This window comes from Georgenia thermotolerans, from assembly GCF_009193185.1.
GTDB lineage: Bacteria > Actinomycetota > Actinomycetes > Actinomycetales > Actinomycetaceae > Georgenia > Georgenia thermotolerans.
This window is the reverse complement of sequence record NZ_VUKF01000038.1, coordinates 1-13,859: the sequence shown is the minus strand read 5'-3', so window position 1 is coordinate 13,859 and position 13,859 is coordinate 1. Positions and strand designations below refer to the sequence as shown.

12 protein-coding genes are annotated in these 13,859 nt (G+C 73.9%); 11 read left to right on the top strand and 1 reads right to left on the bottom strand.

Going from position 1 to position 13,859, the window contains the following annotated elements; translation table 11 throughout:
• Nucleotides 1–126 precede the first annotated feature (126 nt).
• The 4 genes from GD970_RS16125 (at nt 127) to GD970_RS16110 (ending at nt 5,245) form a co-directional block, all read left to right on the top strand.
• Nucleotides 127–1,608, top strand: coding sequence for an NAD(P)/FAD-dependent oxidoreductase (locus GD970_RS16125; RefSeq protein WP_152203929.1), 1,482 nt, complete (start codon nt 127–129; stop codon nt 1,606–1,608).
• Between the two features lie 39 nt (nt 1,609–1,647).
• Entirely contained in the window at nt 1,648–3,126 is a 1,479-nt protein-coding gene (locus GD970_RS16120; protein WP_152203928.1) for an aminobutyraldehyde dehydrogenase, read from the top strand.
• 104 nt (nt 3,127–3,230) lie between these two features.
• Nucleotides 3,231–4,262 carry an agmatine deiminase family protein gene (locus GD970_RS16115; RefSeq protein ID WP_152203955.1) on the top strand — a complete coding sequence of 344 codons (1,032 nt, stop codon included), beginning with the start codon at nt 3,231–3,233 and terminating at the stop codon, nt 4,260–4,262.
• The gene (locus GD970_RS16110) at nt 4,259–5,245 is read left to right on the top strand and encodes a nitrilase-related carbon-nitrogen hydrolase (RefSeq protein WP_152203927.1); all 987 of its coding nucleotides are present in this window, start codon (nt 4,259–4,261) and stop codon (nt 5,243–5,245) included. The genes GD970_RS16115 and GD970_RS16110 overlap by 4 nt, the downstream gene beginning before the upstream one ends.
• A 65-nt stretch (nt 5,246–5,310) precedes the next feature.
• On the opposite strand, the gene GD970_RS16105 is transcribed toward GD970_RS16110, so the two are convergent.
• Nucleotides 5,311–5,784 (bottom strand): Lrp/AsnC family transcriptional regulator, encoded by a 474-nt coding sequence (locus tag GD970_RS16105; RefSeq protein WP_152203926.1) that lies wholly within the window; start codon nt 5,782–5,784, stop codon nt 5,311–5,313.
• A 236-nt stretch (nt 5,785–6,020) separates the two neighbouring features.
• On the opposite strand from GD970_RS16105, the gene GD970_RS16100 reads away from it, so the two are divergent.
• From GD970_RS16100 to GD970_RS16070, 7 genes are all read left to right on the top strand, one after another.
• Nucleotides 6,021–7,238, top strand: coding sequence for an ABC transporter substrate-binding protein (locus GD970_RS16100; protein WP_152203925.1), 1,218 nt, complete (start codon nt 6,021–6,023; stop codon nt 7,236–7,238).
• A gap of 10 nt (nt 7,239–7,248) precedes the next feature.
• Nucleotides 7,249–8,415 (top strand): ABC transporter ATP-binding protein, encoded by a 1,167-nt coding sequence (locus GD970_RS16095; protein WP_152203924.1) that lies wholly within the window; start codon nt 7,249–7,251, stop codon nt 8,413–8,415.
• Nucleotides 8,412–9,317, top strand: a complete 906-nt coding sequence (locus GD970_RS16090) for an ABC transporter permease (RefSeq protein WP_152203923.1) — start codon at nt 8,412–8,414, stop codon at nt 9,315–9,317. Before GD970_RS16095 ends, GD970_RS16090 begins: the two co-directional genes overlap by 4 nt.
• Nucleotides 9,317–10,123, top strand: a complete 807-nt coding sequence (locus GD970_RS16085; protein WP_152203922.1) for an ABC transporter permease — start codon at nt 9,317–9,319, stop codon at nt 10,121–10,123. The genes GD970_RS16090 and GD970_RS16085 overlap by 1 nt, the downstream gene beginning before the upstream one ends.
• Nucleotides 10,124–10,171: 48 nt before the next feature.
• On the top strand, nt 10,172–11,437 hold the full coding sequence (locus GD970_RS16080; RefSeq protein ID WP_152203921.1) for a saccharopine dehydrogenase family protein: 1,266 nt from the start codon (nt 10,172–10,174) through the stop codon (nt 11,435–11,437).
• Nucleotides 11,434–12,225 carry a DUF2785 domain-containing protein gene (locus tag GD970_RS16075; protein WP_152203920.1) on the top strand — a complete coding sequence of 264 codons (792 nt, stop codon included), beginning with the start codon at nt 11,434–11,436 and terminating at the stop codon, nt 12,223–12,225. Before GD970_RS16080 ends, GD970_RS16075 begins: the two co-directional genes overlap by 4 nt.
• A gap of 103 nt (nt 12,226–12,328) precedes the next feature.
• Nucleotides 12,329–13,522, top strand: coding sequence for a M20 family metallopeptidase (locus tag GD970_RS16070; RefSeq protein ID WP_152203919.1), 1,194 nt, complete (start codon nt 12,329–12,331; stop codon nt 13,520–13,522).
• Nucleotides 13,523–13,859: the final 337 nt, after the last annotated feature.

Here is a 13,859-nt window from a genome sequence, read left to right as displayed (position 1 = left end):
CCGCTGCGCCACGGATTCCATCGCATAACGCCGATTTTGCGACGGAATCCCTTGTTAGGGTCGGGGCTGTCTGTCAAGATCGGCGACAACCCGGCGGGACGTGCCCGCGCAGCAGAGAAGGTGGACGTGGCAGCGGACAGCGAACTCCGACCCGCGAGGGCCGCGGCCCGGCGCGCGCAGCGCCGGACCGCCTACGAACGGGCCGAGGCCGAGGTCCCCCGCGCCGAGGTCCGCGCCGCCCTGGCGGGCGCGCGGCGCCGCCCCTTCTGGCTCGACGACCCGCGCCGTCCCGACGCCGCCCCGGCCCTGGCCGGCGACGTCGCCACCGATCTCGCCGTCGTCGGCGGCGGCTTCGCCGGGCTGTGGACCGCCCTGCGCGCCAAGGAGCGCGACCCCGCCCGGCGGGTGGTGCTGCTCGAGGCCCGCCGCGTCGGCTGGGCGGCGTCCGGGCGCAACGGCGGCTTCTGCGAGGCGAGCCTGACGCACGGCGACGCCAACGGCGCCCGCCACCTGCCCGGCGAGGTCGACCGGCTGCGCGAGCTGGGCCGGGAGAACCTCGCCGAGCTCGTCGCGACGATCGAGCGCCACGGCATCGACTGCGACCTGGAGCGCACGGGCACCCTCAACGTCGCCACCGAGCCGCACCAGGTCGCCTGGCTGGCGGAGGAGGCGGCCGAGACCGGCGCCGCGACGGTCTACTTCGACGCCGCCGCCGTGCGCGCCGAGGTCGCCTCCCCGCTGTACCACGCCGGCCTGTGGGACACCGCCGGCACCGTGCTGCTCAACCCCGCCAAGCTGGCCTGGGGCCTGGCGCGGGTGTGCCGGGAGCTGGGCGTGGAGATCTACGAGCACACGCCGGTGCGCGCGCTCACCGCCACCCCGGTCGCCGTCACGCTCGACACCGACGGCGGCACCGTCACCGCCCGCCGCGTCGCCCTGGCCACCAACGCCTTCCCGTCCCTGCTGCGCCGCACCCGGCTGCACACCGTCCCGGTCTACGACTACGCCCTCATGACCGAGCCGCTCAGCGCCGAGCAGCTCGAGGCCATCGGCTGGCGCCGCCGCCAGGGCCTGGCGGACCTGAGCAACCGCTTCCACTACTACCGGCTCACCGCCGACAACCGGATCCTCTTCGGCGGGTACGACGCCGTGTACCACTACGGCCGGCGGGTGCGGCCGGAGCACGAGACCAGCGAGGCCACCTTCGAGCGCCTCGCCGCCCACCTGCTCGCCACCTTCCCGCAGCTGCGCGGCATCCGCTTCACCCACGCCTGGGGCGGGGCCATCGACACCTGCAGCCGCTTCTTCGCCTTCTTCACCACCGCCCACGGCGGCCGGGTCGCCTACGCCGCCGGCTTCACCGGCCTGGGCGTGGCCGCCACCCGCTTCGCCGGGGACGTCATGCTCGACCTGCTCGACGGCGTGCGCACCGAGCGCACCGCCCTGGCCATGGTCCGCCGCCGCCCCCGGCCCTTCCCGCCCGAGCCGCTGGCCTGGCTCGGCATCACCCTCACCGTCGCCGCGCTCGCCCGGGCCGACCGCCGCCAGGGGCGGCGCGGGCCGTGGCTGCGGCTCCTCGACGCGCTCAAGCTCGGCTTCGACTCCTGACCCTGCCGGCCCCGCCGCACCCACCCCTCGGAGGCACCCATGCACCAATACATCGCCGGGAACTACCGCGACGGCCGCGGCGCGACCGGCACCCGCATCGACCCGGCCACCGGCGAGGCCGCCGAGACCGTCCGGTACGCCGACCCCGCGGACGTCGACGACGCCGTCGCCGCCGCCGCCGCCGCGCTGCCCGCCTGGTCCGGGCTGACGCCGGGGGAGCGGGCCGACGCGCTGCTGCGCCTGGCCGCCGAGCTCGACCGCCGCGCCGACGAGCTGGCCGCCGTCGAGACGGCCCAGACCGGCAAGACCATCCGCATGTCCACCGAGTTCGACGTGCCCGGCACCATCGACAACGCCACCTTCTTCGCCGGCGCCGCCCGCCAGCTCCAGGGCCTGGCCGCCGGGGAGTACGCCGGGCGGGCCACCTCGATGGTGCGCCGCGAGCCGGTCGGCGTCGTCGGCTCCATCGCACCGTGGAACTACCCGCTGCAGATGGCCGGGTGGAAGATCCTGCCCGCCGTCGCCGCCGGGAACACGATCGTGCTCAAGCCCTCCGAGCTCACCCCCGGTACCACCCTGCTGCTCGCCGAGGCCGCCACCGCCGCCGGCCTGCCGGCCGGGGTGATCAACGTCGTGACCGGGCCGGGCCCCACCGTGGGCGAGCACCTCGTACGCCACCCCGGGGTGGCGATGACCTCCTTCACCGGGTCGACGGCGGTGGGCCGGCGCATCATGGCCCTCGCGGCCGAGACGGCCAAGCGCGTCCACCTCGAGCTCGGCGGCAAGGCCCCCGTCGTCGTCTTCGACGACGCCGACCTCGAGGCCGCGGCCCGCGGCGCCGTCGCCGGGGCCATCATCAACGGCGGCCAGGACTGCACCGCCGCCACGCGCGCCTACGTCCAGCGCCCGCTCTTCGCCGCGTTCACCGCGCGGGTCGCCGAGCTCATGGACCAGGTGGTCGTGGGCGACCCCACCGACCCCGGGACCGATCTCGGGTCCCTCATCACCCACGCCCACCGCGACAAGGTGGCCGGCTTCGTCGACCGCGCCCGCGCCGCCGGGGCCCGGGTGCTCGCCGGCGGGGCGGCGCCCGACGGCGCCCTCGCGGCCGGGGCGTTCTACCGGCCCACCCTGGTCGTCGACGCCGCCCAGGACAGCGAGATCGTCCAGCAGGAGGTCTTCGGCCCGGTGCTCGTCGCGCTGCCGTTCGACACCGACGACGAGGGCATCGCGCTGGCCAACGACACCCCCTACGGGCTGGCCGCCTCGGCGTGGACGACGAGCCTGGCCCGCTCCATGCGCGCGAGCGAGGAGCTCCAGGCCGGGTGCGTGTGGCTCAACGACCACATCACCATCACCTCGGAGATGCCGCACGGCGGGTACAAGGCCTCCGGCTTCGGCAAGGACATGTCGGCGTACTCCCTCGAGGAGTACACGAACGTCAAGCACGTCCTCGCCAGCCGCGAGAGCGGCCCGGAGCGGCCCTGGCACGACACGGTCTTCCGGGTGCGCGCGTGAGCCCCACCCCTCCCGGCGAGACGTCAAGTTCGCCGCGAGACGTCAACTCGGTCACGAGACGTCACGAACGACCGCCCCTGCTCGGCGACGTGCCGGGCACGCGCATGCCGGCGGAGTGGGAGCCGCACACGCGCACCTGGATGGCCTTCCCGACGGCGAACGCCACCTTCGGCCCCGACGGCTCGGCCACGCTGGCCACCGCCCGCCGCGCCTGGGCGGCGGTGGCCGCGGCCGTGGTGCGCCACGAGCCGGTGACCATGGTGGTCGCCCCCGGCGACGCCGAGGCCGCGGCCGCCGTCCTGCCCGCCGGGGTGGAGACGGTCGAGCTGCCGCTGGACGACGCGTGGATGCGTGACAGCGGCCCGACGTTCGTGCGCGGCGCCGCCGGCGCCGTCGTCGCCGTGGACTGGGTGTTCAACGGCTGGGGCGCCCAGGCCTGGGCCGCCTGGGGGCAGGACCGGCACCTGGCCCGGCGGGTGGCCGCGCTCGCGGGCGCCGAGGTGGCGCCGTCGTGGCTGGTCAACGAGGGCGGCGGGATCCACGTCGACGGCGAGGGCACCGTGCTGCTCACCGAGACCGTCCAGCTCGACCCGGGCCGCAACCCCGGGGCCGACCGCGCGGCGGTGGAGGCCGAGGTGCACGCGCGGCTGGGCACCACCGCCGCGATCTGGCTGCCCCGGGGCCTGACCCGGGACTACGACGAGTTCGGCACCCGCGGGCACGTGGACATCGTCGCCGCGTTCGTGCGCCCCGGCGTCGTCGTCCTGCACGACCAGCGCGACCCCGCCCACCCCGACCACGCGGTGAGCGCCCAGGTCCGCGAGGTGCTCGCCGCCGCCACCGACGCCCGCGGCCGGCGCCTGGAGGTCCTCGACCTGCCCGCCCCCACCGTCCCGGCCGCGGACGGGGGGATCAGCGACTACTCCTACGTCAACCACTACGTGGCCAACGGGGTCGTCGTCGTGGGCACCTTCGGGGACCCCCACGACGCCGCCGCCGTCGAGATCCTCGCCGCCGCCTACCCCGGCCGGGAGGTCGTCACCGTCGACGGGCGGGACATCTTCGCCTTCGGCGGCGGGGTCCACTGCATCACCCAGCAGCAGCCGGCGCCCGCGCCGGGAAGGGAGACACGATGAAGGTCCTGACCGCCCAGGCGCCGCCGTCCCCAGCCCGCGTCCACCCCTCCCCGGCGCGGCCGGTGCGGGTCGGCGCGGTGCAGACCCGCTGGCACCCCGACCCGGCCGAGCACCGCGCCGTGCTGCGCGATGGCGTCCTGGCCGCCGCCGACGCCGGCGCGCAGGTCGTCTTCCTGCAGGAGCTCACGCTCTCGCGCTACCTCGCCGACACCCGGCCCGCCGGGCCCGCCGACGCCACCGCCGAGCCCCTCGAGGGGGGCCCCACCCATCGGTTCGCCGCGGAGGCGGCCGCCGCGGCCGGCGTCCCGGTCCACGCCTCGCTGTTCGAGCGGGCGCCCGGGCCGGACGGGCGCGGGTACAACACCGCCATCCTCGTCGCCCCGGACGGCGCCCTGCTGGCCGCCACCCGCAAGCTGCACATCCCCGTCACGGCCGGCTACCACGAGGACGCGTACTTCCGCCCTGGTCCGGCCGAGCCCGAGCCGTACCCGGTCGTCGCCCTGGACACGCCCGCGGGCCGGGTCGCCCTGGGCCTGCCGACCTGCTGGGACCAGTGGTTCCCCGAGGTGGCCCGGGCGTACGGGCTGGCCGGCGCCGACGTCATCGCCTACCCGACGGCGATCGGCACCGAGCCGGACCACCCCGCCTTCGACACCCAGCCGCTGTGGCAGCACACCATCGTCGCCCACGGCATCACCAACGGGACCTTCATGGTGGCGGTCAACCGGTGGGGCGACGAAGGCCTGAACACCTTCTACGGCTCCTCGTTCGTCTCCGACCCCTACGGGCGCGTCCTCGTGCAGGCCCCGCGCGACGCCGACGCCGTCCTGGTCGCGGAGCTCGACCTCGCCCAGCGCCGCGACTGGCTCGACCTCTTCCCCCTCGTCGCCACCCGCCGGCCGGACACCTACGGCCGCCTCGCCGACACGTCCGGCGCGGGGGAGCGACCGGCGGCCGTGGGCGGCGTGCCGGGTGGCGCCTGACGGCCCGCTCCCTCTCGTTGACCTCTCGCGCCCAACTTGACGTCTCGCGGTGGGGGGGGGTGGGGTCAGTGGATGCCCCAGGCGTACGTCTGCTTCTCGAGCTTGAGGTAGACGAACGTCTCCGTCGCGCGCACCCCGGGCAGTCCGCGGATGCGCGAGGAGAGGATCTCGAGCAGGTGCGCGTCGTCCTCGGCGACCACCTCCGCGAGGATGTCGAAGGACCCCGCGGTGATGACCACGTAGTCGACCTCGGGCATCTCGGCCAGCTGCGCGGCGACCGGCTGGATCTCGCCCTCGACCTGGATGCCGATCATCGCCTGGCGGCCCACGCCGACCTGCACCGGGTCGGTCACCGCCACGATCTGCATGACGCCGCTGTCGAGGAGGCGCTGGACGCGCTGGCGCACCGCCGCCTCGGACAGCCCCACGGCGCGGCCGATGGTGGCGTAGGAGCGGCGTCCGTCCTGCTGGAGCTGGGCGATGATCGTCTTGGAGACGTCGTCGAGGCCGTTCGTCCGGTGCCTGGTCACGCTGTCCATGATGTCAGCGGTGACCGATTCGTGACCACTGAATCCGTAGCGAAACAAGAAATTTACGACGGATCTCTATGTGATCGGGGCCACCTCGTGCCAGTATCGGCGTCAACTTACTCCGAGCATGGCAAGGAGGTGGTCGGACCTATGACGTTCCGCACCGCCATCGCGGCGCGAGACCCGCGCGCCGCCCGTCGCCGTGCCCGGGTCGCTGCACCGCCCCGACCCTTCGAAGGACGCTGATGGCTCCCCACGCTCGCCCCTCGCTCCCCGCCCGCCGCACCCTCACGGTGCCCTCCGCCGTCTCCCGCCGGGCGTTCCTGCGCACCGCCGGCGCCGGCGGCCTGACCATCGGCATGGCGGCCCTGCTGGCCGCCTGCGGCACCCCGGCCCAGAAGGGCCCCCAGGGCGCGGCGGCGGAGGACCTGTCCGACAAGGACAAGACGCTCAACTTCTCCAACTGGCCGCTGTACATCGACTACTCGGAGGACGAGAAGTCGCGGCCGAGCCTCGAGGCGTTCGAGGAGAAGACCGGCATCAAGGTGACCTACACCGAGGAGGTCAACGACAACGCCGAGTTCTTCGGCAAGGTCCAGGGCCAGCTCTCCCAAGGCCAGCCCACCGGGCGCGACCTGTTCGTGCTCACCGACTACATGGCCGCCCGCATGATCACCAACGGCTGGCTGCAGAAGCTCGACAAGGGCAACCTGCCCAATGTCGAGAAGAACCTGCTGCCCAACCTGGCCTCGCCGTCGTGGGACGCCGACCGCAACTACGCGGTGCCGTGGCAGTCCGGGCTGACCGGCATCGCCTACAACGCCGCCAAGACCGGCGAGGTGCGCAGCTTCGAGGAGCTGCTGACCAAGCCCGAGCTCAAGGGCCGCATCACCTTCCTGTCGGAGATGCAGGACACCATGGCCTTCATGCTGGCCCTGGTCGGCAAGGACCCGTCGAAGTTCACCGACGCGGACTTCGACCTGGCGCTCGAGCGCCTCCAGGGCGCCGTCGACGTCGGCCAGATCCGCGCCTTCACCGGCAACGACTACGCCCAGGACCTCGTGCAGGGCAACATCGTCGCGGCCATGGCGTGGTCCGGGGACGTCGTCCAGCTGCAGTTCGACAACCCGGACATCAAGTTCGTCGCCCCCGAGGAGGGCCTGAACCTCTGGAGCGACAACATGCTCGTGCCCAACGGCGCCACCCACAAGAAGAACGCCGAGCTCCTCATGGACCACTACTACGACCCGGTGGTGGCGGCCCAGGTCGCGGCGTGGGTGAACTACATCTGCCCCGTCGCCGGCGCGCAGGAGGAGGCGGCGAAGATCGACCCGGCGCTGGCCGAGAACCCGCTGATCTTCCCCACCGACGACTTCCTCGCCAACTCCTACACCTTCATGGGGATGACCGAGGAGCAGGACCGGGCCTACACCGAGAAGTTCCAGAAGGTCGTGGGGGCCTGACATGGCACGGATGGCCCGCACCGCCCGCAGCAAGGACCGCGCCGGCGCCATCGAGGGCGACCTCGAGCTGGTGGACGTCTCCAAGCAGTTCGGCGAGCACACCGCCGTCGACCACCTCACCGTGACCATCCCGCAGGGCTCCTTCTTCGCCCTCCTCGGCGCCTCCGGGTGCGGCAAGACGACGACGCTGCGCATGGTCGCCGGCCTCGAGGAGCCCACCGCCGGGCAGATCCGCCTGGGCGGGCAGGACGTCACCCGGCTCAAGCCCTACCGCCGGCCCATCAACACCGTCTTCCAGAACTACGCCCTCTTCCCGCACCTGGACATCTTCGAGAACGTCGCCTTCGGCCTGCGCCGCCGCGGCGTCAAGGACGTCAAGGCGCAGGTCGAGCGCATGCTCGAGCTCGTCGAGCTCGCCGGGTACGGCGCCCGCCGCCCCGCCCAGCTCTCCGGCGGCCAGCAGCAGCGCGTCGCCCTGGCCCGGGCGCTGATCAACCAGCCCAAGGTGCTCCTCCTCGACGAGCCGCTCGGCGCGCTGGACCTCAAGCTGCGCCGGCAGATGCAGATCGAGATCAAGCGCATCCAGACCGAGGTCGGGCTGACCTTCCTCCACGTCACCCACGACCAGGAGGAGGCCATGACCATGGCCGACACCATCGCGGTGATGAACGCCGGGCGCATCGAGCAGATGGGCAGCCCCGCCGAGCTCTACGACCGCCCCGCGACGACCTTCGTGGCCAACTTCCTCGGCCAGTGCAACCTCGTGCGGGCGACGGCGACCCCGGCCGGCGACGACGTCGCCCTGACCGTGGAGGGGCGCCGCTGGGCCGTCCCGGCCGCGCGCAGCTCGGCCACCGGCACGGACGTGTGGCTCGGCGTGCGCCCGGAGAAGCTGCGCCTGACCCCGGCCGGGACGCCCGTGCCCGAGGGCGTCAACGCCGTCGAGGGCGTCATCACCGACACCAGCTTCGTCGGGGTCAGCACCCAGTACCTCGTGCGGGTGCCGTGGGGCCAGGAGGTCAGCGTCTTCGAGCAGAACGTCGGCCTCGAGGGGCCGCTGCAGCCGGGGGCGGAGGTCAGCGTGCACTTCCGGCCCGCGCACGGGTTCGTCCTCGACGCCGACGGCGCCGCCACCGCCGGCGTCGTCGTCGAGGACAAGGTCGGAGCGGTGGCATGACGGCCCTCGCCGGGCTGGCCCCCACCCAGGTCGCCGAGGCCCCGGCGCGGGCGCGCCGCGGCCGGCGCCGCACCGCCTACCTCCTGCTCCTGCCGGGCGGCCTGTGGCTGCTCGTCTTCTTCGCCCTGCCGCTGGTCCAGCTCTTCGCGACGAGCCTGTACGACCCCTCCGGCTCGCTGACCACCGGCTACCGGATGGCGTTCGCCTGGCAGAACTACGTCGACGCCGTCGCGGCCTACGCCCCGCAGTTCCTGCGCGCGTTCCTCTACGCCGGCATCGCGACCGTCCTGGGCTTCCTCCTCGGCTACCCGCTGGCCTACACCATGGCGTTCAAGGCGGGGCGGTGGAAGAACGTCATGCTCGTGCTCGTCGTCGCGCCGTTCTTCACCAGCTTCCTCGTGCGCACGCTGGCGTGGAAGTCGATCCTCGCCGACAACGGCCCGGTCCTCGACATCCTGCGGGCGGTGGGCCTCGTCGCGCCGGACGGGCGGCTGCTGGCCACCTCCGTCGCCGTCGTCACCGGCCTGACCTACAACTTCCTGCCGTTCATGGTGCTGCCGATCTACGCGGCGCTGGAGAAGCTCGACCCCCGCCTCGTCGAGGCGGCCGGGGACCTGTACGCCAACCCCGTCACGGCGTTCCGCAAGGTGACGCTGCCGCTGTCGGCCTCCGGGGTGGTGGCCGGGACGCTCATGACGTTCATCCCGGCCGCCGGGGACTACGTCAACGCCCAGCTCCTCGGCACGCCGAACCAGTACATGGTCGGCAACGTCATCAACAGCTCGTTCCTCGTGACCCTGAACTACCCGCAGGCCGCCGCGCTGTCGTTCCTGCTCATGGCGATCATCCTGCTGCTGGTCGTGCTCTACGTCCGCCGCATCGGGACGAAGGAGCTGGTCTGATGGACACCCTCTACCGCACCCGCCGCTGGCTGGGGCGCAACCTCGTCGTCATCGTCGCCATCGGCGTGCTGGCGTACATGCTGCTGCCCAACGCGGTCGTCGCGCTGCTGTCGTTCAACAAGCCCGCCAGCCGCCTGAGCTACGACTTCGAGGCCTTCACCCTCGACAACTGGCTCAACCCGTGCGCGGCCGGCGACATGTGCGCCGCGCTGGCCACGAGCTTCCGCATCGGGTTCGTCGTCACGCTGGTGGCCACCCTGCTCGGCACGCTGATGTCCTTCGCCATGGTGCGGCACCGCTACCGCGGGCAGGCGGCGACCAGCGTGCTCATCTACCTGCCGATGGCCACCCCCGAGGTGGTCATGGGCTCCTCGCTGCTCACGCTGTTCGTGGCCGCCGGGGTGCCCCTGGGCACGGTGACGGTGGCGATCGCGCACGTCATGTTCTGCCTGTCCTTCGTGGTCGTGACGGTCAAGGCCCGGCTGACCGGGCTCGACCCCCGGCTGGAGCAGGCGGCGATGGACCTGTACGCCAACGAGTGGGAGACGTTCCGGCGGGTGACCCTGCCGCTCGTCGCGCCGGGCATCGCCGCGGCCGCGATGCTCAGCTTCGCGTTGTCCTTCGACGACTTCGTCATCACCAACTTCAACTCCGGCACCACCGTCACCTTCCCCATGTACGTCTGGGGCAGCGCCCAGCGCGGCGTGCCGATGCAGGTCAACGTCGTCGGCACGGCGATGTTCGCCGTCGCCCTGCTGGTCCTGACCGTGGGGGAGGCCCGACGCCGGCGCGCCGGTCGACGCTGACCGCGCCCGCCCGCTCGCTGACCCCGCACTCACCTGAACGGAGCTCCCGTGCGCATCCTCCTCGCCGGCGCCGGCGGCGTCGGTTCCGCCCTCGTGCGGATCGCCGCCCGCCGCGCCTTCTTCGACCGTCTCGTCGTCACCGACTACGACCCCGCCCGCGCCGAGGCCGCCGTCGCCGCCGTGGCGGGCGACTCCCGGTTCGTCGCGGACCGCCTCGACGCCTCCGACGAGGCGGCCGTCGCCGCCGCCCTGGCCCGCCACGGCTGCGACGTGCTCGTCAACGCCGTCGACCCCCGGTTCGTCATGCCGCTGTTCCGCGGCGCGCTCGCGGCCGGGGCCGACTACCTCGACATGGCGATGAGCCTGTCCCGCCCCCACCCCGAGCGCCCGCACGAGCAGCCCGGCGTCAAGCTCGGCGACGAGCAGTTCGCCATGGCCGAGCGCTGGGAGTCCGCCGGGCGCCTCGCGCTGGTCGGCATGGGCGTCGAGCCCGGCCTGTCCGACGTCTTCGCCCGCTACGCCGCCGACCACCTGTTCTCGCAGATCGACGAGATCGGCGTGCGCGACGGCGCCAACCTCGCCGTCGCGGGCTACGACTTCGCGCCCTCCTTCAGCATCTGGACCACCATCGAGGAGTGTCTCAACCCGCCCGTGGTGTTCGAGCGGGACCGGGGCTTGTACACCACGCCGCCGTTCAGCGAGCCGGAGGTGTTCGACTTCCCGGAGGGCATCGGGCCCGTGGAGTGCGTCAACGTCGAGCACGAGGAGGTCCTCCTCATGCCGCGCTGGCTCGACGCGCGGCGGGTGACCTTCAAGTACGGCCTGGGCCAGGAGTTCATCGACGTGCTCCAGACCCTGCACAAGCTGGGCCTGGACCGCACCGACGAGGTGCGCGTCGGCGGCGTCGCGGTCAGCCCGCGCGACGTCGTCGCCGCGTGCCTGCCCGACCCGGCGACCCTCGGCGAGGCGATGAGCGGCAAGACCTGCGCCGGCACCTGGGTGCGGGGGCTGGGCCGCGACGGCGCGCCGCGGCAGGTCTACCTCTACCACGTGGTCGACAACGCCTGGTCGATGCGCGAGTACGGCTCCCAGGCGGTGGTCTGGCAGACCGCGATCAACCCCGTGGTGGCCCTCGAGCTGCTCGCGACCGGTGCCTGGCACGGGGCCGGGGTGCTCGGGCCCGAGGCCTTCGACGCCGCCCCCTTCCTGGAGCTGCTCACCGAGTACGGGTCGCCGTGGGGGCTGCGGGAGGAGGCGCCGGGCGTCCCGGGTCCCCTGGCCGATCGTCCCGCGCTGCTACCTTCAGAGCCGTGACGAACTGGGAGGCGGTGTACGCCGCCGGGTGCGCCGTGCCGGCCGGGCGGGCCCTCGACGAGCTGACCGACGAGCTCGCCGCGGCGCTGCGCCACCCCGACCCGGCGGTGCGCGACGGCGCGCCGTACGGCGTCCTGCGGGCGTGGATCGCCGACGGGGTGCTCGGCCCGGAGCTGCGGCACCGCCTGGGTGACGAGATGGCGCGGCGGTTCACCGACCCCGAGCCCCAGGCGCGGACGTTCGCCCCGCTCGTGCTCGACATGCTCGTCCGGCGCGGGGCGTTCGACCCGGCCTGGCTCGCCGCCTTCGCCGCCTGGTACCCCACCGAGCCCGACCTGCGCGGCTACGACGCCGCGCTCGGGTGGCTGCACGCCGTCGCCCACGGGGCGGACCTGCTGGCCGCCTTCGGCCGGTGCCCCGCGGTGGAGCCGACCTCGATGCTCCGGCTGGCGGCGGCGCGCCTGCTCGCGCCGACCGACCACGTACTCCGCGAGCAGGAGGACGACCGGCTCGCCCGGGCCATCGCCCTGACCCTCACCCGCCCCGAGCTGACGCCCGCGGACGCCGCAGGCTGGCTGGACCCGGTGGCGGCGGCGTTCGCCGCGCTGCCCTCCGGTCCCACGCCGGCCTGGGCGTCGAACGCCATGCGCACCCTGCGGGCCCTGTACGTCGTCCTCGACCGCGGGGTGCGCGAGCGGCGGGGCGGCCCGCTGCTCGAGGTGCCGCACGCGGAGGCGGTCGGGGCCCGGCTGGGCGAGGTGCTCGAGCCGGTGTTCCAGTACAGCTGAGCCCCACGTGGCGAGCCCGGCGCGCCCAGCCCGGCGCGGTGACGCTCCCGGCGGCCGGCTCGGTCGCCGAGACGCCCTCGCGTCGCAGGTGGACAATCGGGCGATGGGGACCACCACGCGCACCGTGGCGCGATCGTCCCGGGAGCAGGCGGCCGCCGAGCTGCCGCTGATCCGCCGGGACGTCGTCGCGCTCGTGGAGGCCGAGACGTCCAGCTACGACGTCGCGGCGCTGCACGCCGGCTCGCGGCACGTGGCGGCGCTGGCGGCGCGGCTGTGCGGGGCGCCGGCGGAGGAGCGGCGCCACCCCGGCGGCGCCCACGGCGACACCCTCACCATGACCTGGCCGGGCACCGACGCCGGGCGCGTGCTCGTGCTCGCCCACTACGACACCGTCTGGCCCACCGGCACCCTCGCCGGGTGGCCGGTGACGAGCGCGAGCGACGCCTCCGGCCGGGAGACGCTCACCGGCCCGGGCATCTTCGACATGAAGGCCGGGCTGGTGCAGAGCCTGTGGGCGCTGCGCCTGCTCCAGCGTTCCGGCGCGCCCACCCCGACGGTGACGTTCCTGTTCAACGGCGACGAGGAGATCGGCTCACCGGTCTCCCGCCCGCTCATCGAGGCGGCCGCCCTCGACGTCGACGCCGTCCTGGTCGCCGAGCCGTCCGCCGGCGGCGCGGTGAAGACCGGCCGCAAGGGCGTGGGGTTCTTCCAGGTCGACGTCGTGGGCATCGAGGCCCACGCCGGGCTCGACCCCGAGGCCGGGGCCAGCGCCATCCACGCCATCGCGGAGATCATCACCCAGCTCACCCGCATCGCCGACCTCTCCCGGGGCACCTCCATCAACGTCGGGCTCATCGACGGCGGCTCGGGCACCAACGTCGCGGCCGGCCACGCCCGCGCCATGGTGGACATCCGGGTCCAGGACCCCACCGAGCAGGAGCGTGTGGACCGTGCGTTCGACGCCGTGACGGTCAGCGACCCGCGCGTGCGGGTGACCGTGGGGCACCACTGGAACCGCCCGCCGATGTTCCCCAACGAGGCCTCGGCCCCGCTCGTCGCCGTGCTGCGGGACACCGCCCGCGAGCTCGGGTACGCGCTGCGCGAGGCCTTCGTCGGCGGGGCGAGCGACGCCAACTTCGTCGCCGGCCTGGGGCGCCCGGTGGTGTGCGGGCTGGGCGCCGTCGGGTCGGCGCCGCACGCCCGCACCGAGTTCATCTACCCCGACACCATCCCCACCCAGGTGGCGCTCACCGCCGGCGCCCTCGCCCGCCTGGCCCACGGCCTGCCGACGGCGTAGCGGGCTCGCCGGGGACCGTGCGGTCAGGGCGCTGCTCGGGGTCGGCTCGGGGCCGGATCGGGGCAGGCCCCGATACCGCCCGGGCCGCCCCGCTGGAACGGTGGACGTCGACGGCCCTTGCCGCCACTCCACGTCCGATTCCCCCGGAGAGGCCACCCATGTCCCGCCCTGCCCCCACGCCCGGACCCAACCCGGCGCCGACGACAGACGGGCTGACCCTGCGGTCGCTCGCCGCCTTCTTCCCTGACTTGGCTCACGAATCGGGGCTGACCGGTGGGGCGCCGCGCTGACCTGCAGGTTTGTCCGTTCGGTGCTGGGAAATGTGGCACTAAATCGG